The sequence below is a fragment of the Allofournierella sp. CML151 genome (assembly GCF_027853465.1).
Classification (GTDB): Bacteria; Bacillota; Clostridia; order Oscillospirales; family Ruminococcaceae; genus Allofournierella.
Window position 1 is genome coordinate 1 of the sequence record NZ_JAPNNW010000020.1, and the last position, 21,597, is coordinate 21,597.

Below are 21,597 nucleotides of genomic sequence, written 5' to 3' on the forward strand. Positions count from 1 at the left end.
GGGACAGCTTGTTTATTATATCTCATCAAGTCCTCGTTGTCAAGCACTTTTTTGAAATATTTTTATTAGCTTTTCAGCGGCTCGCTGTCTCTCGCGACAGCTTGATTATAATACCACACCATGGAACACATGTCAACATCTTTTTCGAAATTTATTCCATGTTTTTTCTTTTTCCCAAACAGCCTCCCTGCCCTCCCTATATATAAAGGAAAGAGACGGGGAAAATCCCCGTCTCTTTCCTTTTACATCTGTCCCGCCAGGGCAGTGTCTTCTTTCCTGCCCCAACCCGCTTTTCTTCGAATGGGCGTACTTTCCTTCATTCGCACAAACAAAGGCAGATATTCCACCGCGAGCACCGAGTTCTCCAGCCCATACCAGCGGGCCGGCGAACCGGCCACATGCCGGATTGCATACTTCACTGTCAGAATGCCCTGGTCCGAAGCAGGCAGATCGCTTTCCGGCACCACCCGCTTACGGATAATACAGAACTTGAAGCCGCCCACATTGCCCGGCTCCTCCACTGCATACCTCTGCTTCTGCAGTGGTACCTCTCCGCTTTCCATCAGCTCCTGCACGATCTGACGCAGGTATACATTGATGCGCTGGTTTTCCTTAAAGCCCAGATTCAGCTTTACCCGGAAGATATAGTCGGTGCCGAAGTTCTCCACCTCATACTCCCGCTTATAGGGCACATCCTCCACATGGATGCTCACAAACCAGTAGGCCTTTGCCCGCTTGGGTCCTTTCTCCAGAATGGAATACAGGATATCCCGTTCCACAAAATTGTGGTACCGGCTCTTGGTCAGATAGATCAGATTATCGGTAAACCAGGGCACGCTCTCATCCGCGCGCAGCTGGCCCAATACATCTTTATACGTATCCACATTCAGATAGATTGCCTGCGTATCCTCCACCTGGGTTCCCCGATGCCAGATATACATAATGAACAGAAGTACCGCAGCCAGCGCTACGGCCACGTATCCGCCCTCCACAAACTTGGTCAGGCTGGAAAGCAGGAACATCAGCTCCAGTCCACCGAACAGTGCAAGGACCCCCCATGCAATGGGCCCCCGGTGCTTTTTGTCCCGCAGGAATACAAACAGCAGCATGGTGGTCATCAGCATGGTCACCGTGATGGCCAGGCCATAGGCCGCCTCCATCCGCCGGCTGGAGCGGAAATAAAGCACCAACAGGGAGCACCCCACCCAGAGGCAGGTGTTGACCAAGGGGATGTACAATTGCCCCATGGTGCGGGAAGGATAGATGATCTGCATATGAGGCATCAGATCCAGCTTACAGGCCTCTGACACCATGGTAAATGCACCGGTGATCAATGCCTGGGATGCAATGATCGCTGCCAGAGTGCCCAGCAGAACTGCCAGCAGCCGCAGATGGGAGGGCACCATCTCAAAGAAGGGATTCATATCCTGCATCCGGCCCAGCTCCTCATCCTGCCGGTGAGCGATGAGCCAGGCCCCCTGCCCCAGATAATTCAGAATCAGGCAGACCTTCACAAAAGGCCAGCTGATGTAGATGTTGCCCTTGCCCACATGGCCCATATCGGAATACAGCGCCTCAGCACCGGTGGTGGCCAGAAACACGCTGCCCAGGATAAAGAAGCCCATCTTGTTGTAGGGGCTTACCAGCACCCGCAATGCCAGCATGGGGTTCAATGCCTGCAGCACTGTCCAATCCCCCGCCATGTGGTACAGGCCCATCCCGGCCAGAAACAAAAACCAGATGGTCATGATGGGGCCGAACGCCTTGCCAATGGAGCTTGTCCCGGCCCGCTGGATCAAAAACAGCACCGCCAGAATCACCAGAGTGATCTGAATAATTCTTCCCTGCCCTGGCCCCAGTAGCAGCTCCAGCGCCGGGATGCTGCGCAGACCTTCCACCGCCGTGGTCACCGTAACCGCCGGAGTAAGCACACCGTCGGCCAAAAGGGCGGCGCCGCCTACCATCGCCAGCACCACCAGATGCTTGCGGCTGCGGCGCACGATGCTGTAAAGGGAAAAGATACCGCCCTCACCATGGTTGTCCGCCTGCATGGCAACCAGCACATATTTCACCGTGGTCAGCAATGTCAGCGTCCAGATCACCAGCGAAAGGGACCCCAAAATCAGCTGCGGGTCCACGCTGTTCAGGCCGCCGTTGCCTGCCACAATGGATTTCATCACATACATGGGCGATGTGCCAATATCACCATACACCACGCCAATGGCCACCAGTGCCGCTGCCGGACTGATAGGAATTGCCGGTCGTTTTTCTGCTGCCGTCATATCGCTTTGACTCTCCTCTGTTCTGATACGGTTCGGCCCCGGCTGAATGGGTCCAGCCGGGGCGCTCGTTTTACTTGTTCTTCCTGTTTACTCGCTTTTTCCTGCCTTGTCAACAGGTTTTTTCTGATTTGCCGCAAAAGTATTACTTTTGTGGATTTTTGAATGTATTCATCCTTCCTTAGGAAATCGAGCATTGAACCGGTCCAGTGCCACTGCCAGCACAATGCCCACCACAAGGCAGACAACATCGCTGGCCAGCGCCCCGGGCGAGGACGCCATATCTTTGAAGGGAACAATCACCAGAGTGGCTGCCGTCACCACACCCACAATCGCATGGAAGGCCACAGAGTAGTGCTGTTCAAACAGCCGGTCCACCGCCTTCGCCAGCAGCACAACCGTAATCACCGCACCGGCAATTCCCGGCACCAGAACCGAGGGCCGAAGCCATCCCAGACCTTCTACAAAGGGCGTATAAAGGCCCAGGGGCATCAGCAGGGTGGAAAAGCTCATTCCCGGCGCAATCACGCTGAGCGCCAGGCAGAAGCCGCAGAACAGATACCAGCCCAGCGAGGGCGTTACCTGGACGGAAAACACCTCCAGTGCCACCAGCAGGCCCAGCACCAGGGCAAACGCCCCGACCAGCGCGGCCCAGGAAGCCTTCGTCCTTCCCTGCTCACCCGCCTGCTTCAGCAACGAAGGCAGCATTCCGCCGATCAGGCCCACGAACAGGCAGACCGACTGATTGGGATATCGATCCAAAAAGAAGGCCAGCAGGTTGGCCACCCCCAGAAAGCCCACAGCCATTCCCAGAAACACCGGAGCCAGTTTGGGCAGATGGGTCTTGCAGTTCTTTCTCGGGTCAGACAACAGCTCCATCACCGGGCGGTAAATTCCAAAGATCACACACAGCACGCCGCCGGAAATTCCGGGCAACACCGCACCCAATCCAATGAGCGCCCCCTGCAGCACGCGCAGCAGCGCCATTGCAGGCGACATCCTTTGCTGTTTTTCCATATGGTTATTCTCCTTGTTTTTATTGAGTAAATTTCTAATTTTCTTAATCTGATACTGTAAGAAAAAAAACCGGACCTGCTGCAACAACAGATCCGGGCTTCTGGTGACCCATCCGGGAATCGAACCCGGGTTACCGCCGTGAAAGGGCGATGTCTTGACCGCTTGACCAATGGGCCTTATAAAATACAAAGTTTAGCTAAAACAGCAAGCATACTTCATCACCCACTATTGCGGGTAACCCCCAAGTATTCTAGCTAAACCTTGTATTTGATGGTAGCGGTAACTGGATTCGAACCGGTGACACTTCGGGTATGAACCGAATGCTCTAGCCAACTGAGCTATACCGCCATATTCAATTGCGCCGTATGTAGGGCGCTTTTATATTATATTAAACAGAGATTGACTTGTCAACAGTTTTTTCATCTTTTTTTCAAAAACTTTCTTCCATTTTTTACCATATATAAAAAAGAGCCTCCGCCCTTTATGCCGGAGGCTCTTCTCTGCTTTGCTAATTACTTGCCGTGCTTGGGAACCAGCAGCTCCTTGCCGCCCATGTAGGGGCGCAGGACCTCGGGAATCTTCACGGTGCCGTCTGCCTGCAGATTGTTCTCCAGGAAGGCGATCAGCATGCGCGGAGGCGCTACGCAGGTATTGTTCAGGGTGTGAGGCAGGTAGTTGCGGCCGTCCTCACCCTTCACACGGATCTTCAGGCGGCGGCTCTGGGCGTCGCCCAGGTTGGAGCAGCTGCACACCTCGAAGTACTTCTTCTGGCGGGGGCTCCAGGCCTCGATATCACAGCTCTTGACCTTCAAGTCAGCCAGGTCACCGGAGCAGCACTCCAGCTGGCGCACGGGGATGTCCAGGCTGCGGAACAGCTCTACGCTGTTGTGCCACATCTTGTCGTACCACTCCATGCTCTCCTCGGGCTTGCAGACCACGATCATCTCCTGCTTTTCGAACTGATGGATGCGGTAAACGCCGCGTTCCTCCAGGCCGTGAGCACCCTTCTCTTTACGGAAGCAGGGGCTGTAGCTGGTCAGGGTCTGGGGCAGCTTGGACTCAGGAATCAGCTGATCCACAAAGCGGCCGATCATGGTGTGCTCGCTGGTGCCGATCAGGTACAGGTCCTCACCCTCGATCTTGTACATCATGGCGTCCATCTCGGGGAAGCTCATAACGCCCTGCACCACGCTGCCGTGCATCATGAAGGGAGGAATCACGTAGGTGAAGCCCTTGTCGATCATGAAGTCGCGGGCATAAGCCAGCACTGCCTCATGCAGGCGGGCAATGTCGCCCAGCAGGTAATAGAAGCCGTTGCCGGCCACGCGGCGGGCGCTGTCCAGATCGATGCCGTCGAAGCTCTCCATGATCTCGGTGTGGTAGGGGACCTCAAAATCCGGCACCACAGGCTCGCCGAAACGCTCCACCTCCACGTTGTGACTGTCGTCCGGGCCGATGGGCACGCTGGGATCGATCATGTTGGGGATGACCAGCATAATGTTGCGGATCTTCTCCTCCAGCTCAGTCTCCTTGGCCTCCAGCTCCTTCAGACGGTCTGCCTGAGCAGCCACCTGAGCCTTGACGGCCTCGGCCTCCTCAAACTTCTTCTGGCCCATCAGAGCGCCGATCTGCTTGGAGAGCTTGTTGCGCTCGCTGCGCAGGTTGTTCGCCTCGGTCACAGTGTTGCGGTTCTCGGTATCCAGCGCAATGACCTCATCCACCAAAGGCAGCTTGGAATCCTGGAATTTCTTTTTGATGTTTTCCTTGACCAGCTCCGGGTTTTCCCGTACAAAACGCAAGTCCAGCATAAGTTTCTATCCCCTTTTTCAGATTGTTTCCTTTTGATAACCACCCAGCAGATTGGCAAAGGCGGTAAGTTGCTCGTCCGAGTAAAAATGAACGGTCAGGCTGCCCCGTCCGTTTTTGTAAGCCACCTTGACCTCATTGCCCAGCACCTCGCGGAGGGCCAGCTCCACCTCATCTGGCAGAGCGGGACGCACAGGCTGGCTGACCGGAGGTTTTTCCGGTTTTGACAGCTTTTTACAGAGTGCTTCGGTCTGGCGCACATTCAGGTCGTTTTCCACCACCATCTGGGCTGCCTGCTCCTGCAGCTCTTCGCTTTCCAGGCCCAGAATCACCTTGGCGTGACCGGTGGTCAGATGCCCTGTCTGCAGCCATTCCAGCGCCCGCTGGGGCAGATTCAGCAGCCGCAGGCTGTTGGCCACCGAGCTGCGGCTCTTGCCCAGCCGCTTGGCGGCCTGCTCCTGGGTCAGCCCGCAGCGCTCCATCAGCTGCTTGTAGCCGAAGGCTTCCTCCACCGGGTCTAGATCCTCGCGCTGCAGGTTTTCAATGAGCGCCATCTCCATGGCTTCGCTCTCGGTCACATCCTTGATGATCACCGGAATTTCAGACAGACCTGCTAGCCGGGCAGCCCGCCAGCGGCGCTCACCCGCGATGATCTTATAGCCGCCACTGTTGCAGGGGCGTACCGTAATGGGCTGCAGCACACCGTGCTCGGTGATGCTGGCTGCCAGTTCTGACAAGGGCTCTTCGGAGAAGTCCTTGCGGGGCTGTCCCTTGTCCGGTTCAATGTCCCGCAGAGGGAGGGTGCTCACCTCCCGGCCCACATCCCGGGCCGTTTCCTCAAACAGACTTTCCAGCCCGCGGCCAAGGCCGCCTTTTTTTTGTGCCATTTGCCGCCCTCCTTTTTAATGATTGTTGCTCAGCAATTCCTTCGCCATGGCCCGATAGGCTTCGCAGCCCTTGCTGGCCGGGTCGTAGTAATTGATGGGCTGCCCGTAGCTGGGCGCCTCAGAAAGGCGCACATTCCGGGGCACAGTGGTCTTGTAGACCTTATCACCGAAGAATTTCTTCACCTGATCCACCACCTGCAGGGTCAGATTCAAACGCCCTGTATACATGGTGAACACCACGCCCTCAATCTCCAGATACCGGTTGTACATCTTGCGAACCGTCTTCAGTGTGCTCATCAGCTCGGAAAGGCCTTCCAGCGCGTAGTATTCGCACTGAATGGGAATGAGCACCGAATCACTGGCGCACAGGCCATTCAGGGTCAGCAGGTCCAGGCTGGGCGGGCAATCAATGAAGATGTAGTCATAATTTCCTGCCACCGGGGCCAGCGCCTGGCGCAGACGGCTTTCCCGCCGTTCCAGGTTTACCAGCTCGATCACTGCACCGGATAACTGAATATTGGATGGAATCACATCTACCATGAACTCAGTGGGCACAATGGCCTGTTGGGCCTGGGCCTCACCGATGATCAGGTCGTACACACTGGTTTCCACACTCCGCTTGGAAATTCCGTATCCGCTGGTAGTGTTGCCCTGGGGGTCCAGGTCCACGATCAGCACCCGTTTTCCCTCTGCCGCCACACAGGACGCCAGGTTCACTGCGGTGGTGCTTTTGCCCACGCCGCCTTTCTGGTTTGCAACTGCGATTACTTTTCCCACCGCTCGTGCCTCCAATTCATCAGATCTGCATCCGCGAAACGGCTGTTCGCGGCAGGCATCGGTGTTATTATAGCATAGATTCCCGCGTGATTACACCCATATCACTGGATTTTCCTTAGATTTCATGCTTTTCTCTCGCTTTTCGGCTTCAAAATGTTCCACGTGGAACATTTTGAGGAATTTCTCCGGCTGCTCCTCACAAACGCAAAGAGGAATGTTCCACGTGGAACATTCCTCTTTGCGCCCTATATTCTTTTTCCCTATATCGCTGAACCCAATCTCCGAAGTCGGAGCGGGGAGCAAGTATTTTTAAAATTGTTCCACGTGGAACAATTCACCCGATGCGGCGGGCCTGCTGGCCTGGCTCGGTAGGGATGCGCACTGTATACTCCACAAAGCCCTCCCCCTCCACCCGCCGGGTGGAAGCCTTCACGCCCGCATCCACCATCAGACGCACCGCCTTGTTGATGGTGTTCACAAAAATCCGTACATCCCGCACCATGGGAACGGCTTTCTTTCTCGGGGCTCGCTGTACCAGCCTCTGCACATACTCATCCGCCTGGCGGGCGTTCATCCCCTGCCTGGCAAAGACCTCCAGTGCTGCAAGCCGCTGAGCCTCCTCCAGCCGAAGCACCGCCCGGGCATGCCGCTCGGTCAGATGGTTATCCCGGCAGAAGGTCTGCTCCTGATCATTGAGCTGAAGCAGCCGTAGCTTATTGTTCAGGGTGGGCTGCGCCATACCCAACCGCTTGGCCGCCTCCTCCTGGGTGCATCCCCACAATGCGATCACATCCTGTATCCCCTTGGCTTGTTCAAAGGGGTCCAGGTCCTGGCGCTGCATATTTTCCAAAAGGCCCAGCGCGGCGGTGGCCTGATCCTGATAATCACACAGAATGGCCGGGATCTCCTTCAGCTGGGCCAGCTTGCAGGCCCGAAGCCTTCTCTCCCCTGCCACCAGTTGATACCGCTCGCCGCAGCGGCGAACCGAAACCGGCTGCAGCAGGCCATTCTCCAGAATGCTCACCGCCAGCTGTGCAATCTCCTTTTCGTCAAAGTGTCTGCGTGCCTGATAGGGCGACGGGTCGATCAGTTCTGTGGGAATGGCGAATACCTTTCCCTTCACCTTGGCTTTGCGCGGCAGCATTCCGGTACCTCCTTTTTGTTGCGGAAAATTCTGCGGCCCCCAGCAGGCGGGAGCCTTGGGGCAGCACCCCGCCCAACAGCCCGGAAAACATCGCCGCCGCTTGCAAGGCGGCTTTTTGCCCTGTTGTATCATTATGTAATCCAAAAGCCGGGCCGCAGAAATGATCCCTTATCCTTCAAAAACAAAAGCGCGCCGTGCGGCACCTCTTGCTTCCAGCAAAAGTATACCACAGGCGCGCTGTGTAATCCAGAAATTTCCATTTACAGGTTTCTCCGGATTTCTTTCCTTTTCTGCTTATTTCAGCGGGGATTTTGCAATCTTTCCGCCGTTTCTGGGGTAAGCGGTCGGAGTTTGCGATATTTTTTCGCACACCACCAGGCTGCGGGCATCGCCGCCGGGCAGCTGGAAGGACCGGGTCTCCCGGAACTTTCCGCCCAGCTTGGCAATCGCACCCTTAGCGCTGGCCAGCTCCTGCTCAGCACCCGAACCCTTCATGGCAATGAACACACCGCCCACCTTGGTGAGGGGCAGGCAGTATTCTGCCAGAATCTGCAGCGCTGCCACTGCCCGGGCGCTCACCACATCGGCGGTCTCCCGCCACTGCTTGCGGGCCGCTTCTTCTGCCCGCTCCTTGGCAAACTCCACACCGGTCAGGCCCAGCTCAGCGCAGACGTATTTCAAAAACTCCACCCGCTTGCCGGTGGGCTCCATCAGGGTGAGCTCCAGCTCCGGCTTGTAGATCTTGGTCACAAGGCCGGGAAAGCCCGCGCCGCAGCCCACATCGATCATTTTGCCTGCCACCTCCGGCTGACTGGCAAAAAGCAGGCTGTCCAGAAAGTGCTTGTCCTCGATGCCCTCCGGGTCGGTGATGGCCGTCAGGTTCACCTTCTGGTTGTATTCCACCAGCAGGCGGGCATAGTGGTTCAGCTGGTCCAGCTGAACGCCGGTCAGCTCAATGCCCTGCCGGGCGCATTTTTCCTGCAAACGCTGTGTATCGATCATTCCTTCGCCTCCTTGTTCTCGGCTTCGCTGCTGTTTGTTCTGCGGGCCCGGTTGGCGGCTTCCACCGCCACGCTGAGCACTGCCATATCCGCCGGGCTCACGCCAGGGATGCGTCCCGCCTGGGCCAGGCTCACCGGCCGAATACGAGCCAGCTTTTCCCGGGCCTCCAGCCGCAGGCCATTCAGCGGCGCGTAGTCAAAATCCTCCGGAATAGGTGTATTCTCCAGCCGCTTCACGTCCTTGATGGTCCGCTGCTGCCGGGCAATGTAGCCTGCATATTTAATCTCGGTAGTGATGCGGGCCGCCATCCGCCGGTCCACACCCTCGCCCCAGCCGATTACCTGGGCCAGAATGGCATAGTCCAGCTCCGGCCGGCGCAGCAGCTCCGCCGCCGGGCCGCCCTTCTCCACCGGGGCCATTCCCTTTTCCTCCATCACCCGGTTCAGCTCCGACGCCTTCACGCTGGTCTGTTCCAGACGCCTGGTCTCCCGTGCCTTCACCTCCATGGCCTGCTCAAAGGCCTGCCAGCGGGCATCATCCACCAGACCGGCCTGACGTCCGATGGGAGTCAGCCGCTCGTCGGCATTGTCCTGCCGCAGGGTCAGCCGGTATTCACTGCGGCTGGTCATCATTCGATAGGGGTCCATTACGCCCTTGGTCACCAGATCATCCACCAGGGTTCCCAGGTAGGAGGAATGCCGGGGCAGGATTACCTGCTCTTTCCCCAGCACCGCCAGACCGGCGTTCATGCCCGCCAGCAGACCCTGGGCCGCCGCCTCTTCATAGCCGGAGGTTCCGTTGAACTGGCCTGCACCATACAGTCCCTTCACCGCCCGGGTCTCCAGGGTCAGCTGAAGGGCGGTGGGGTCAATGCAGTCATACTCGATGGCATAGGCAGGCCGCAGGATTTCGATGTTCTCAAAGCCCTTGATGGTTCGGTACATGGCGTTCTGCACATCCTCCGGCAGACTGCTGCTCATTCCCTGCAGATACATCTCCTCGGTGTCCAGCCCGCAGGGCTCCACAAAGATCTGATGGCGTTCTTTATCAGAAAAACGCACCACCTTATCCTCGATGCTGGGGCAGTATCGGGGGCCGACGCCCTCGATCATCCCCCCGTACAGGGGCGAGCGGTGCAGGTTGTCCAGAATGATTCGATGGGTCTCCGGGTTGGTGTAGGCGATGTGGCAGTCCACCTGATTTTTGATCCCGCCCTCCGGGGTCAGAAAGCTGAAGGGCTCCGGCGGCTCCTCGCCGGGCTGGGGCTCCAGCACCGAGAAATCAATGCTCCGCCGGTGCACCCGGGCGGGGGTACCGGTTTTGAACCGGCGCAGGGGCAGCCCCGCCTGACGCAGCCGCTCACTCAGCAGGTTGGCCGCCTGCTGGCCGTCCGGACCGCTCTCCACGCTGGCGTCCCCCACAAAAATGCGTCCGCCCAGATTGGTACCGGTGCAGAGCACCACCGCCTGGGCCCCATAAAAGCCGTTCAGGCGGGTATATACGCCGGTGACCCGGCCATTTTCCAGGGCCAGATCCACGATCTCGCCCTGTTTAATGTCCAAATTATCGGTCTTTTCCAGAAAATGCTTGGTGAAGTCATGGTACGCCCGCCGGTCAATCTGAGCCCGCAGAGAATGCACCGCGGGGCCCTTGCCTCGGTTGAGCATCCGGCTCTGCAGGGTGGTGGCATCCGCCGCCAGACCCATCACGCCGCCCAGTGCATCCACCTCCCGCACCAGATGGCCCTTGGCGGTGCCTCCAATGCTGGGGTTGCAGGGCATGTTGCCGATGCCGTCCAGGCTGAGGGTGAACAGGGCGGTCTTTGCGCCCAGGGCCGCCGCCGCGTGGGCCGCTTCAATGCCCGCGTGGCCCGCGCCCACCACGATCACCTGATAATCTCCCAAATGGTTCATGCTTTGTCGTTTCCTTCCTTTACTTGCCCACACAGAACTTGGAGAACACTTCCTCGATCACGCTCTCGCTGGCATCCTCACCGGTCAGACGGCAGAGCGCCGCCAGGGCATCGTCCACGCAAACACTCACCGCGTCCAGTCCGAAGGCGCCGTCCAGCGCCTGGATTCCCTCCTGCAGCGCGTCCCGGGCAGACACCGCCGCGGCCAGCTGCCGCTGACTCACCAGGCAGGGCGCGCCGGGGTCCAGATTGGCCACTCCCAGCAGCTCCCGCACCGCCTGCTCCAGCTCCGGCATTCCGCCGCCCTGGCCCGCCGCAATGCGCAGCACCCGGAAAAATTTCCCCTCCAGGATGCTCTCGTCAAAGCGCTGCTCCAGATCGTTCTTGTTCACCAGCGCAATGGCCGGCCGCCCGGCGCACAGCTGCGCCAACTCCTTGTCCTCTTCGGTGGCCGGAGTGGAGCCGTCAAATACCGCCAGCACCAGACCGGCCTCCTCCAGCTTTCGGCGGCTGCGGCGGATGCCCTCGGCCTCCACCACATCGCCGGTCTCCCGAAGGCCCGCGGTATCAAACAGGTTGACCCGCACACCGCCCAGCATCACCGCCTGCTCCACCACATCCCGGGTGGTTCCGGCGATGGGTGTCACAATAGCCCGGTCGAATCCGGCCAGCAGATTCATCAGAGTGCTTTTGCCCACATTGGGGCTGCCCACGATCGCTGCATCTACACCCTGACGCAGCACCGCGCCGCCGCCGTAGCTGCCGATCAATCCCCGTACACCGGCGCACACCTCATCCAGTGTACCGCGCAGGGTATCCTCTTCCAGCTCGGGCACATCCTCTTCGGGGAAATCCACCCAGGCGGCCAGATGCCCGGCCAGTGCCACCAGCTGGCTTTTGTATCCCTCGATCTGCCGGGCCAGTGCGCCATTCAATGCACTCTCGGCCAGCGCCGCGCCCTGGCGGCCCGCCGCGCCGATCAGATCCATCACCGCTTCGGCCTGGGTCAGGCTCATCCGCCCGTTCAGGAAGGCCCGCTTGGTGTACTCACCCGGTCCGGCCGGGGCCGCGCCCGCCGCAATGCAGGCGGTGATCAGCTCCTGGGCAATCACCATGCCCCCGTGGCAGCTCAACTCTACCACGTCCTCGCCGGTATAGCTGCGGGGAGCCCGGAAGAAGAGGGCCACGCCTTCGTCCAGCGTTTCGCCCCGGGCGATGAAATGACCAAACAGAGCGGTATAGCCTTTTGCCTCGCTCACCTTTTTGTTCGGATTTATCGGCCGGAACACCTCTTCGGTGATCCGGTAACTTTCCGGGCCGGACAGACGCACCACCGCAATACCACCCGCACCGGGCGGCGTTGCCAGCGCCACGATGGTCGACTCCATCTTCACTCCCCCATTCTCAAAACAGCATAGTTCATTTTATTGTAGCACACCGGCCCCGGCCAGGGCAAGGCAGGCCGGGCGCAGAGCAAAGGCCGCCCGACGTTTTTCACTCATCGGGCGGCCTTTATCAATTATCCAATCAGTTGAATTTTAAAATATTCTTCCAATTGTTATTTTCTTTTGCTTCGCTGTACTCCATCACCACATCCCGCATAAAGCGGCGAAAGCCCTGATAGACCTCCTCGCTGATGGGCTCCGGCCAGGTCATCACCACCAGCGGGTGGGGCACATCGTCCTTTTTGTAGGGAATGTGCTGGTAGTCATAGGGATTTGCGCAAAAGCCGTTTCGCTCATAAAAGCCCTTGCGGCGGATAGAAATCTCCTCCTCCGGCGGGTCAATCTCCAGCAGCACCGGCTGACCTTTTTCCTTCAGAGCAGTCAGCACCTTGGAGCCGTAGCCCTTGCCCCGGCCGCAGGGAAACACCGCAAAATGCTCCACATAAAAATAGCCAGGTGCCTGCCAGTACATCACAAAGCCCTGCCACTGGTCTTCCTCATAAATCAGGTCCACATGGTAGCGCTCATCCTCCATGGCGCGTTTCTGATCGGGCAGAGTCCGGTTTTCGTAGGCGGGGAAGCTTGCCTCATACAGCTCCCACAGCGCCTCAAATCGGGGGTCCTGCCAACCGGTCATTCGCTCCAAACGCATGATATCCTTCCTTTCCTGTTTGGAAACAGTTTTGTACTCCTATCCTATCATGCTCCACAAAAAAGCGCAACGGGGCCGTAAAGGACCCGTTATTTTTGTAATATTCAAAAATATATTACAAATCGTAATTGAGTATAGAAAGAAAAAACCGCGGCACACAGCCCCACCGGGAGGCCGCATGCCGCGGTACATGTTATGTATATGCGTCTCTTACAGCTCGATCTTGCCGTACAGAGCAAAGCCTTCGGCGTCGTCGATCACCTGGGTGCGCTTGGGCGCCACAGGCGCCGCACCCTCGCTGCGCTGAGCACCGGCAAACTCACGGCCGGGAACGCTGCTGCGCCGCTCGCCCTTAAAGCCGCCGCTCTTACGGTCACGGCCGCCGCGCTGACCGCGGCCGCCACGCTGGCCACGGCTGCGGCTGCGATTCTGGGCGTTGGGGTCGGTGGAGTAGATCACCACGCGGCGATCCGCACCCTCACCCTTGGACTCACTGCGCAGACCCTCCATGGTGCTGATGGTGCTGTGGATGATGCGCCGCTCGTAGGGGTTCATGGGGTCCATGGCGTAGCTGCGGCCGGTCTTGGCCACCTTCGCGCCCATGCGGCGGGCCAGGGCCTCCAGATCCTTCTCCCGCTTGCCCCGGTAGCCGGCCACATCCAGACCTAACTTCAGGTAGTCGCCGCCCAGGCGGTTCGCCGCCAGGCCGGCCAGGTAGGACAGGCTCTCCATGGTCTCGCCACGATGGCCGATCAGAACGCCAACGTCCTCACCTTCCACCTTTACGATGTGGGCCTCGCCCTGCTTCTCCACGTGCATCTCCACGTCGCCGGCGCCCATCAGGGTAAAGATCTCCTTCAGGTAAGCCACGGCAGCGGCCAGCTTCTCGTTGCTTTCCACATCCACCTGTACGGGGGCCTCCTCCTGCTGGGGCTCGGCATCCTTGCTTTCCTCTGCAGCAGCAACCTTTTCCTCAGCGGCAGGCTGTGCCTCAGCCGCCTTCTCCTCGGGCTGAGCCGCAGCCACAGGCTCGGCCGGGGTCTCCACTTCGGGCTCCTGCACGGTGGCGCGCACCTTGGCGGGAATCTTCTTGAACAGACGGTGCACCGGCATCTCCAGGATCTCGATGCTCACTTCCTCACGGGGAAGGCCCAGCTGGGCGCAGGCGGCCTCGGTGGCCTCCTCCACAGTCTTCCCGGTAACGATCACTTCACGCATGACTCATTCCTCCTTGTTCAGCTGGCTCAGGGGTACGGTCCGCTCGTCTTTATATTTTTCCTCGTCCTGCTTGCGGGCCATTTCCAGGCGCAGCCGGTTCAGTTCTGCCTCGTTGACCGAGCGGGTGGTTTCTTTGCCGTTCTCCACCACGTTCACCTGCTTTTTCGCCTTGCGCTCCAGCTTCTTGGCCTCGATCTCAGCGGCGATTTCCACCTTCAGCTTTTCGGGGTCATACATCTTGCGCAGGATTACGCTCTGGATAAACATGAACAGGTTAGACACAGTGTAGTACAGAGAGAAGCCTACGGGCACCTGGAATGCGAACCAGACAAACATCAGGCTGGTGATCCAGGGCATCCACTTCATGCTGCCCTGCATCTGCTGGCCGCTCATCTTCATGGTGATCACGTTCAGCATGGCCATGGTGACGATGCTCAGGATGGGGAAGATCAGCAGAGTGTTCAGCGCAAAGCCGGGCTTATCCATCAGGTTGATGCCGAAGAAGTTCACATTGAAGTTCTGCATGGCCTCGATCTGCTCGGCGGTGAAGATGTTGCCGAACACATTGGGGTCCAGCTGAACCTGCTTGATGATCTCGCTCTGGGCCATGTAGTTGTTGGCAGCCATACCCAGCTGCTCGGCCGCGGCATTCAGAGCCTCGGCGGGCAGGTGCATGATGTACTTCAGCGGGCGGTACACCACCTCGATGATGCCGAAGATCACCAGGAAGTTGATCAGCATGGGCGCGCAGCCGGCGGCGGGGTTATAGCCGTACTCCTGCTGCATGCGCATCAGTTCTTCGTTCTGCTTTTCCTTGTCCTTGGCGTACTTTTTCTGGATCTCCTGGATCATCGGCTGGTACGCAGCCATGCGGGCGGTGCTCTTCTGCTGCTTAATCTGCAGCGGGAAGGACAGCAGGCGCACGATGACCGTGAACAGGATGATGGACCAGCCGTAGTTGCCCACAAACTGGTAGATCCACTGCAGCACATAGCCGAGGGGCGTGCCGAGAATGCCTAAAATTCCCATAATTCTTGTTTCCTATCCGCCCCGTTTGCGCGCCAGGGCTTTTGTAGATTTTATCGTGGGACACATCCCCGGCGCAAAACGGGGCGCGTCACAAGGGGCAATGGATAAAGCTTGTCCGCATTCAGCGGACCAGGCGGCGGTCGTCGTTTTTCCAGCGTCCTTTGGGCGGGACCGGATCGTAACCGCTCTTGCACAGCGGATTGCAGCGCAGAATACGCCACACCGCCAGGATGCTTCCCTTCACCGCACCATGAGTGAGCAACGCCTCCATGGCGTATTCGCTGCAGGTGGGAAGGAAGCGGCAGTTTGTGCCCAGATGGGGCGAGAGGTATTTCTTGTACCACTTTATGGGTAGCACTAAAACGCGGGCGATCATTTGACCAGGCCCGCGTTTTTCAGCAGCTGTTCGGCAGCCTTCTTCACCTCGCCGCTTTTGCAGCGGGTGGTCTGGCCCCGCGCCACAAATACCAGGTCCAGCCCGCCCACATCATAGGGCAGCGTCTGGTACAAGGCGGCACGGATAACCCGCCGCGCCCGGTTGCGGTGCACGGCGTTGCCGATTTTTTTGGTTGCGGTAATGCCCACCCGGGTGTGGCCCAGGCGATTCTTCATCACATACAACACCAGTTTTGGATGCACAAAGGCCTTTCCCCTGGCATAAGCCCGGGAAAATTCCTTGTTGCGGGTGATCGGCCGGTAGCGCATGGATCTTCCCCCGTATGGAAAAACAAGGCCACTAACAACTCAGTGGCCTTGCAAGCTTGCCCGCTCAAAAAGCGGGGCTTTGTTTTACACTTAGGCAGACAGCTTGGCGCGGCCCTTGGCACGACGGGCAGCGATCACCTTGCGGCCGTTCTTGCTGGCCATTCTCTTCAGAAAGCCGTGCACACCACTGCGCTGACGCTTCTTGGGCTGAAAAGTTCTTTTCATGACGATATCCTCCAAAAGGCCCCGCAATGGGGCAGATTTTATTGATTTTCTCTGTGCAGGTACACAGATGACCTTGCATCATAAAAGTATAGCGGATGATTTCCGCCTTTGTCAACACTTTCCGCAAAGTTTTTTGCTTTACAGCTTGTTTTGGGCTGTTTTGCCCTGTGAGCGCCGCTGCAATGGGCCTTTGTGCCCCCTTTGCCCGTTTGCGAAAAAACGTTTTTAGACCCCTTACAGCGGCCCCTATAGCTATAGTATAATAAATAACATTGTAAAGGTCGTTTTTTTGTGCTATAATCAATCAGATACTAATTTTCAACAATGGAGCGTTTTTGCCTATGGATTCCTTTAACGACGTTTTAAGCGCAGCGAAGGCCTATTGCAAGGAGCGCCTGGTGGACGCCACCTACAACCTGTACATCGACGGGCTGGAGGCGGTGAGCTTCGAGGGCAGCGGCAAGGTCGTGCTGGCTGTGCGCAATGATTTCATCTGCACCATCGTGCGGGACCGCTATACTCCTCTGCTGAAAGAAGCTCTGGCCGCGGTGCTGGGCTTCGATGTGGAGGTGGAGCTTGTTGTGCCCGCAGCCGCACCGGAAAAGCCCGCCCCGGAACCGGAAAAGCCTGCTCCGGTCAGCGCTCCCAGCGGCAAATACGACTTCACCTTCGAAAACTTCATCAAGGGTCCCTCCAACCAGTTCGCCTATGCGGCGGCGCAGGCGGTTGCCTCCAATCCCTCCGGGGCCTACAACCCGCTGTTCATCTACGGCCAGTCCGGCCTTGGTAAAACGCACCTGCTCAACGCCATTCAGGTGGAGATCAAGAAGAACCACCCGGACTTTAATATTGTGTATGTGGACTGTGAGAAGTTCACCAATGAGATCATCACTGCCATCCGGGAGGGCAACACCGAGAGCTTCCGCCAGAAATACCGGGCGGCGGACGTGCTGCTGGTGGACGATATCCAGTTCATTGCCGGCAAGGAAAGCACTCAGGAGGAGTTCTTCCATACCTTTAATACCCTGCACAATGCGGGCAAGCAGATCGTGCTGGCCAGCGACCGCCCTGCCAAGGAGATCAAGAGCCTGGAGGAACGTCTGCGCACCCGGTTCGAGTGGGGCCTCACCGCGGACATTCAGCCGCCGGACTTTGAGACCCGAGTGGCCATCATCCGCCGCAAGGCCGAGCTGTTCAACCTGGACATGCCGGACGATGTGGCCGAGTTCATCGCGAACCACCTGAAAAACAACATCCGCCAGCTGGAAGGCGCCGTGAAAAAGCTGAACGCCTACTACATGCTGGAGGGCATCCAGCCGGTAATCGGCGTGGCTCAGAATGCCATCAAGGATATTCTGAACGAGACCCAGCCGGTTCCGGTTACCATTGAAAAGATCATCGGCGAGGTAGGCCGCACCTACAACGTGACCCCCGCGGAGATCCGCGGCATGCGCCGCACTGCCAACATCTCCTCTGCCCGGCAGACCGCCATTTATGTGGTACGTGAAATCACCGGTATGAGCATGGAGGACATCGGCAAGGAGTTCGGTGGCCGGGATCACTCCACCATCGTGTACTCTCTCAAATCCATGGAGAACAATCTGAACAACGACCGCCACCTGAAAGAAACGGTGGAGGATATCATCAAGAACGTCCGCTCCTAAAGGCCAGGGGGCGGGCCGCCCTTGGGACGATCGGGTACAGCATGGCGCTCCTGCCGGCTGTACCTGTTTTGGCCCTTTCCCCTTTTTTCAGCGCCCCTCTTTTTCTTTTTTTCATACCATAGAAACCGCGCTCTGTCCGGCTTTTTTTCAAAAAAGATGGATTTTGCGCGGGTTTTCCCATACCCGTCGCGACACGTTTCGTGACTTCTTGAATTATACAAACTGCAATATTCCCTCAATTTGTCCCTGAAAACAGGCAAAAAGTTTTTCCGGTTCTTTTCAACATTCAACAATTGCTTTTTCACAGGGCATGTGTAAAACTTTTCATTTTCCGCTTATTCACATTTTTTAAACAAACCGGGCTCACCTTTCCACAGCCCGCAAACCCGGTCTTCAAAAGGGCTCGCGCCGGTTTTCCACAGTTTTCACACCCCCTATTACTACGTCTACCTGAAACTATGCTATTTGAAGACCAAAAACGATTTTCCATCGCAAGAAAGGAGCAAACGCATGAACATTGTTTGTGACAAAGCACTTCTGTCCAGTGCCATTGACGGTGTGTCGAAAGCCGTCACACTTCGGTCCTCAATTCCCGCTCTGGAGGGTATTCTCTTAAAAGCCGAAGGTTTTCAGCTCACGCTGACCGGCTACGATCTGGAAATGGGTATCACCACCACCATTGAAGCCAATGTTCGCCAGGCTGGTGAGATTGTTCTGTCTGCCAAGCTTCTGGGCGACATGGTCCGCCGGCTGCCCAGCGGCGAGGTGAGCATCTACACCAACGAATCCGGCAACGCCACCATTAAGGGCGGTGTGGCAGAATTTGACATTCTCGCTATGAGCGCCTCTGATTATCCGGATCTTCCCACCCCCGGTGCGGACCATACCCTGACCATCAAGGCCGGTATGCTGCGGGGCATGATCGAAAAAACCCTCTACGCCGTGAGCCAGGATGACAAAAAACCCGCTCACACCGGTGAGCTGTTCGCCATTGAAGAGGACAAGCTGACGGTTGTTGCGCTGGACGGTTACCGACTGGCCATTGTGGAGCGGCCGGTCCAGGCCGAAAAGCACATCCGCATCATCATTCCAGCCAAAACCCTCACGGAGGTCAATAAACTGCTGGGCGATGACGAGGATGACGTGCGCATTTCCGCCAACCGCCGGTTTGTGGTCTTCAATTCCGGTAATTACACCATTCTCTCCCGGCTGATCGAGGGCGAATTCCTCAACTATGCCAACGTGATTCCCAACGGCTGCAAGACCCGGGTGGTTCTGGAGACCAGAGATTTCATCGATACCATCGAACGTGCCAGCCTGATCATCACCGAGCGGCTGAAGAATCCGCTGCGCATCCTCTTTGATGCCTCCGGCAAAGTGACCGTTCGCTGCCAGACCAATCTGGGCAAGGTTGTGGACGAATTTTCCGCTCAGGTGGAGGGGGATCCGGTGGAGATCGGCTTTAACAACCGCTATCTGCTGGATGCGCTGCGCAATGCCCGCTGCGAAAAGGTCGTGCTGGAGCTGAGCGGCCCCCTGAGCCCGGTGAAGATCCTGCCCGAGGAAGGCGAGGACTTCATCTATCTGGTGCTGCCGGTCCGCTTCAAGAACGACTAACTGGACAAATGTTGCATCGCTGTGCGTGAATGCATATTTGGATGCATAAATAAACGGTCTTGAATCAACTGCACATTGTCGGTTCATATGACTTTTGGAGACCGAAGAAAAGATCCGGTCCTCAATCCCCTTTCTGGGCAAAAATCGCCGCTGCCGCATTTTAACCCTGGAAAAGGTTAGCTTCCGGAAACAGCGGAAAAACCGTTTTCAGACCGATTTGCGCGGCGCTGAGGACCATTCCAACAGGCAACAACGGAAAAACCATACTGAAACCCACAAAACACAAAGGAACTGATACGATGGAACGAATTCTGATCCATACGGAATTTATCAAACTGGATTCGCTGCTCAAGCTGGCGGGTCTGGTGGAGACCGGCGGCGAGGCCAAGGTGCTGATCCAGGCCGGCCAGGTGCTGGTGAACGGCGAGGTGTGCGAGATGCGGGGCAAGAAGCTGCGCCCGGGCGACACCGTTACTCTGGAAGGCCGCACCGTGACCGTGGCCGACGGCCAGTAATCCTATGCGGCTGAAGGAGCTTTCACTGCAGAATTACCGGAACATCCGGCAGGCGGATTTTACCCCCTGCCCGGAGCTGACGGTCATCTGCGGCAAAAACGGCCAGGGCAAAACCAATCTGCTGGAGGCGGTGTGGCTGCTTACCGGAGGCAAAAGCTTCCGGGGCGCAAAGGACGCGGAGCTGATCGCCCGGGACCAACCCTTTTCGGTGCTGGAGGCCGAAACCGAGACCAGCGACGGGCAGCAGAACCAGATTTATCTGACGGTGGGCGGCCGGGATACTCCCCGTCCGGGCCGGACAGCCAAGCGCAACGGAGTAGACCTGGGCCGGGCATCCGCGCTGGCAGGCAGCTTCACGGCGGTGGTGTTCGAGCCGGGCAATCTGAGCCTGGTGAAGGGCAGCCCGGAGGGGCGGCGGCGCTTTCTGGACGCGGCGCTGTGCCAGCTGTATCCCGGGTATCTGGCGGCCTGGCGGCGGTATGCCCGACTGCTGACCCAGAAAAACGCGCTGCTCAAGCACTATGAGCGCACGCCGGGAGCGGCCCAGATGCTGGATGTGTTCGACGAGGAGCTGGCCCGCTACGGGCAGGAGCTCACGCTGCGGCGGATGGACTACATGAAGCGGCTGCGGCCGCTGGCTATCGCCAACTACCGGGATATTTCCCAGGCAAGCGAGGGCCTGGAGCTGGTGTATCAGCCCAGCTTCGGCGATAAGGGCCTGCTGGAAACCCTGCGGGAAAGCCGAAGGGCGGATCTGAAGGCGGGTTTTTCCACGGCGGGGCCTCACCGGGAGGATTTCACGGTGCTGCTGGACGGCCAGCCCGCCAAGCTGTTTGCCAGCCAGGGCCAGCAGCGAAGCACTGTGTTGAGCCTGAAGCTGGCGGAGGCCAGCTGTGCTCAGGAGATTACCGGGGAGCATCCGGTGATGCTGCTGGACGACGTGCTCAGCGAGCTGGATGCCACCCGGCAGGAATATCTGCTCACCCGGATGCGCCAGAAGCAGACCATCGTGACGGCCTGCGATTCCAGCCTGTTCCATAAAACCGAGGGCGAATTGTTCCGGATGGAGGGCGGCGTGCTGGAAAAGCTATAAAACATATCCCTTTTGCATCCGGTCAGGCAAAAAACGGCTGCTCTCCCCTGCCCGGCAGAGTAAAAAAATCTGTTGCGGACTCATTGAGTCTGCCGGGAACAAATTCGAAAGAGCAGGACTCTATGCAGAAGAACGAGCCAACAGGACGGCTGGCAGCCCTTGCTGAGGAACGCCGGGCGCGAAAGAATTGGCTGATCGAAACGAATGTCCGATTAAGGCCGCCAAAAGGCCGTGAGCGGTCTTTGCTGAGGAAAATCGGGTGCGAAAGGATAAACGGATCGGTACAAGCCGCCGGTCGGGTCCGCTAAAAAAGTCGGGTAGGTAAAAAAATGTATTTGCATTTAGGGCAGGACTATGTGGTCCATACACGGGATATCATCGGGATCTTCGATATTGAAACCACCTCGATCTCCAAGCATACACGGGCGTTTCTGCGCCACGCGGAAACCGAGGGCGCAGTGGTGACCCTGAGCGACGAGCTTCCCAAAAGCTTTGTGATCACCGATTTCCCGGACGAAACGGTATTTATCAGCCCCATCTCGTCCAAAACACTGGAAAAACGCTGCGGCCGGCTGGATCAGCTGGGCAGCGTGTGACGGGGCATTTTCAG

20 protein-coding genes and 2 tRNA genes are annotated in these 21,597 nt (G+C 57.8%); 5 read left to right on the forward strand and 17 right to left on the reverse strand.

Annotated features, from left to right (window positions below):
* Positions 1-242: 242 nt before the first annotated feature.
* The 17 genes from PH256_RS12455 to rpmH all read right to left on the reverse strand — a co-directional run bounded on the left by PH256_RS12455 (position 243) and on the right by rpmH (position 16,098).
* Entirely contained in the window at positions 243-2,282 is a 2,040-nt protein-coding gene (locus PH256_RS12455; protein ID WP_270914447.1) for a KUP/HAK/KT family potassium transporter, read from the reverse strand.
* A gap of 168 nt (positions 2,283-2,450) precedes the next feature.
* Positions 2,451-3,296, reverse strand: coding sequence for a DUF368 domain-containing protein (locus PH256_RS12460; protein WP_270914448.1), 846 nt, complete (start codon positions 3,294-3,296; stop codon positions 2,451-2,453).
* Positions 3,297-3,397: 101 nt separating this feature from the next.
* A tRNA-Glu gene (locus PH256_RS12465) sits at positions 3,398-3,472 on the reverse strand.
* 95 nt (positions 3,473-3,567) lie between these two features.
* Positions 3,568-3,644, reverse strand: a tRNA-Met gene (locus tag PH256_RS12470).
* A gap of 164 nt (positions 3,645-3,808) precedes the next feature.
* Positions 3,809-5,104, reverse strand: a complete 1,296-nt coding sequence (serS, locus tag PH256_RS12475; protein ID WP_087184683.1) for a serine--tRNA ligase — start codon at positions 5,102-5,104, stop codon at positions 3,809-3,811.
* Between the two features lie 18 nt (positions 5,105-5,122).
* Positions 5,123-5,989: a ParB/RepB/Spo0J family partition protein gene (locus PH256_RS12480; RefSeq protein WP_270914449.1), complete on the reverse strand. Its 867-nt coding sequence runs from the start codon at positions 5,987-5,989 to the stop codon at positions 5,123-5,125.
* A gap of 15 nt (positions 5,990-6,004) precedes the next feature.
* Positions 6,005-6,766: a ParA family protein gene (locus PH256_RS12485; RefSeq protein ID WP_270914450.1), complete on the reverse strand. Its 762-nt coding sequence runs from the start codon at positions 6,764-6,766 to the stop codon at positions 6,005-6,007.
* 334 nt (positions 6,767-7,100) lie between these two features.
* Complete coding sequence (locus PH256_RS12490) at positions 7,101-7,910, reverse strand: ParB/RepB/Spo0J family partition protein (RefSeq protein ID WP_270914451.1); 810 nt, start codon at positions 7,908-7,910, stop codon at positions 7,101-7,103.
* A gap of 294 nt (positions 7,911-8,204) precedes the next feature.
* The gene (rsmG, locus tag PH256_RS12495; RefSeq protein WP_270914452.1) at positions 8,205-8,912 is read right to left on the reverse strand and encodes a 16S rRNA (guanine(527)-N(7))-methyltransferase RsmG; all 708 of its coding nucleotides are present in this window, start codon (positions 8,910-8,912) and stop codon (positions 8,205-8,207) included.
* On the reverse strand, positions 8,909-10,825 hold the full coding sequence (gene mnmG / locus PH256_RS12500; RefSeq protein WP_270914453.1) for a tRNA uridine-5-carboxymethylaminomethyl(34) synthesis enzyme MnmG: 1,917 nt from the start codon (positions 10,823-10,825) through the stop codon (positions 8,909-8,911). The genes rsmG and mnmG overlap by 4 nt, the downstream gene beginning before the upstream one ends.
* 19 nt (positions 10,826-10,844) lie before the next feature.
* Positions 10,845-12,212: a tRNA uridine-5-carboxymethylaminomethyl(34) synthesis GTPase MnmE gene (gene mnmE / locus PH256_RS12505; protein WP_270914454.1), complete on the reverse strand. Its 1,368-nt coding sequence runs from the start codon at positions 12,210-12,212 to the stop codon at positions 10,845-10,847.
* 139 nt (positions 12,213-12,351) lie between these two features.
* Positions 12,352-12,921 (reverse strand): GNAT family N-acetyltransferase, encoded by a 570-nt coding sequence (locus PH256_RS12510; protein WP_270914455.1) that lies wholly within the window; start codon positions 12,919-12,921, stop codon positions 12,352-12,354.
* Positions 12,922-13,131: 210 nt separating this feature from the next.
* A complete protein-coding gene (gene jag, locus PH256_RS12515) occupies positions 13,132-14,139 on the reverse strand; it encodes an RNA-binding cell elongation regulator Jag/EloR (protein ID WP_270914456.1) in 1,008 nt (335 codons plus the stop codon).
* A 3-nt stretch (positions 14,140-14,142) separates the two neighbouring features.
* Positions 14,143-15,168 (reverse strand): YidC/Oxa1 family membrane protein insertase, encoded by a 1,026-nt coding sequence (locus tag PH256_RS12520; protein WP_270914457.1) that lies wholly within the window; start codon positions 15,166-15,168, stop codon positions 14,143-14,145.
* Positions 15,169-15,289: 121 nt separating this feature from the next.
* Complete coding sequence (gene yidD, locus PH256_RS12525) at positions 15,290-15,544, reverse strand: membrane protein insertion efficiency factor YidD (RefSeq protein WP_087181388.1); 255 nt, start codon at positions 15,542-15,544, stop codon at positions 15,290-15,292.
* Positions 15,541-15,873, reverse strand: a complete 333-nt coding sequence (gene rnpA, locus PH256_RS12530) for a ribonuclease P protein component (RefSeq protein WP_270914458.1) — start codon at positions 15,871-15,873, stop codon at positions 15,541-15,543. Before rnpA ends, yidD begins: the two co-directional genes overlap by 4 nt.
* Before the next feature lie 90 nt (positions 15,874-15,963).
* Positions 15,964-16,098, reverse strand: a complete 135-nt coding sequence (gene rpmH / locus PH256_RS12535) for a 50S ribosomal protein L34 (RefSeq protein WP_058963434.1) — start codon at positions 16,096-16,098, stop codon at positions 15,964-15,966.
* Positions 16,099-16,439: 341 nt separating this feature from the next.
* On the opposite strand from rpmH, the gene dnaA reads away from it, so the two are divergent.
* The 5 genes from dnaA (at position 16,440) to remB (ending at position 21,583) form a co-directional block, all read left to right on the forward strand.
* A complete protein-coding gene (dnaA, locus tag PH256_RS12540) occupies positions 16,440-17,762 on the forward strand; it encodes a chromosomal replication initiator protein DnaA (RefSeq protein WP_058963433.1) in 1,323 nt (440 codons plus the stop codon).
* A gap of 510 nt (positions 17,763-18,272) precedes the next feature.
* Positions 18,273-19,379, forward strand: coding sequence for a DNA polymerase III subunit beta (dnaN, locus tag PH256_RS12545; RefSeq protein WP_058963432.1), 1,107 nt, complete (start codon positions 18,273-18,275; stop codon positions 19,377-19,379).
* A gap of 299 nt (positions 19,380-19,678) precedes the next feature.
* On the forward strand, positions 19,679-19,894 hold the full coding sequence (locus PH256_RS12550) for an RNA-binding S4 domain-containing protein (RefSeq protein ID WP_087181385.1): 216 nt from the start codon (positions 19,679-19,681) through the stop codon (positions 19,892-19,894).
* A 4-nt stretch (positions 19,895-19,898) separates the two neighbouring features.
* Positions 19,899-20,987, forward strand: a complete 1,089-nt coding sequence (gene recF, locus PH256_RS12555) for a DNA replication/repair protein RecF (protein WP_270914460.1) — start codon at positions 19,899-19,901, stop codon at positions 20,985-20,987.
* A 329-nt stretch (positions 20,988-21,316) separates the two neighbouring features.
* Positions 21,317-21,583, forward strand: a complete 267-nt coding sequence (gene remB / locus PH256_RS12560; RefSeq protein WP_087181383.1) for an extracellular matrix regulator RemB — start codon at positions 21,317-21,319, stop codon at positions 21,581-21,583.
* Positions 21,584-21,597: the final 14 nt, after the last annotated feature.

Excerpts from the sequence above, each read along its gene's own strand:
- rpmH (WP_058963434.1), bottom strand. The coding sequence starts at position 16,098 with ATGAAAAGAACTTTTCAGCCCAAGAAGCGTCAGCGCAGTGGTGTGCAC.
- dnaA (WP_058963433.1), top strand. The coding sequence starts at position 16,440 with ATGGATTCCTTTAACGACGTTTTAAGCGCAGCGAAGGCCTATTGCAAG.
- PH256_RS12510 (WP_270914455.1), bottom strand. The coding sequence starts at position 12,921 with ATGCGTTTGGAGCGAATGACCGGTTGGCAGGACCCCCGATTTGAGGCG.
- remB (WP_087181383.1), top strand. The coding sequence starts at position 21,317 with ATGTATTTGCATTTAGGGCAGGACTATGTGGTCCATACACGGGATATC.
- serS (WP_087184683.1), bottom strand. The coding sequence starts at position 5,104 with ATGCTGGACTTGCGTTTTGTACGGGAAAACCCGGAGCTGGTCAAGGAA.
- PH256_RS12490 (WP_270914451.1), bottom strand. The coding sequence starts at position 7,910 with ATGCTGCCGCGCAAAGCCAAGGTGAAGGGAAAGGTATTCGCCATTCCC.
- rnpA (WP_270914458.1), bottom strand. The coding sequence starts at position 15,873 with ATGCGCTACCGGCCGATCACCCGCAACAAGGAATTTTCCCGGGCTTAT.
- mnmG (WP_270914453.1), bottom strand. The coding sequence starts at position 10,825 with ATGAACCATTTGGGAGATTATCAGGTGATCGTGGTGGGCGCGGGCCAC.
- PH256_RS12455 (WP_270914447.1), bottom strand. The coding sequence starts at position 2,282 with ATGACGGCAGCAGAAAAACGACCGGCAATTCCTATCAGTCCGGCAGCG.
- yidD (WP_087181388.1), bottom strand. The coding sequence starts at position 15,544 with ATGATCGCCCGCGTTTTAGTGCTACCCATAAAGTGGTACAAGAAATAC.
- PH256_RS12520 (WP_270914457.1), bottom strand. The coding sequence starts at position 15,168 with ATGGGAATTTTAGGCATTCTCGGCACGCCCCTCGGCTATGTGCTGCAG.
- recF (WP_270914460.1), top strand. The coding sequence starts at position 19,899 with ATGCGGCTGAAGGAGCTTTCACTGCAGAATTACCGGAACATCCGGCAG.
- mnmE (WP_270914454.1), bottom strand. The coding sequence starts at position 12,212 with ATGGAGTCGACCATCGTGGCGCTGGCAACGCCGCCCGGTGCGGGTGGT.
- dnaN (WP_058963432.1), top strand. The coding sequence starts at position 18,273 with ATGAACATTGTTTGTGACAAAGCACTTCTGTCCAGTGCCATTGACGGT.
- PH256_RS12550 (WP_087181385.1), top strand. The coding sequence starts at position 19,679 with ATGGAACGAATTCTGATCCATACGGAATTTATCAAACTGGATTCGCTG.
- PH256_RS12460 (WP_270914448.1), bottom strand. The coding sequence starts at position 3,296 with ATGGAAAAACAGCAAAGGATGTCGCCTGCAATGGCGCTGCTGCGCGTG.
- jag (WP_270914456.1), bottom strand. The coding sequence starts at position 14,139 with ATGCGTGAAGTGATCGTTACCGGGAAGACTGTGGAGGAGGCCACCGAG.
- rsmG (WP_270914452.1), bottom strand. The coding sequence starts at position 8,912 with ATGATCGATACACAGCGTTTGCAGGAAAAATGCGCCCGGCAGGGCATT.
- PH256_RS12480 (WP_270914449.1), bottom strand. The coding sequence starts at position 5,989 with ATGGCACAAAAAAAAGGCGGCCTTGGCCGCGGGCTGGAAAGTCTGTTT.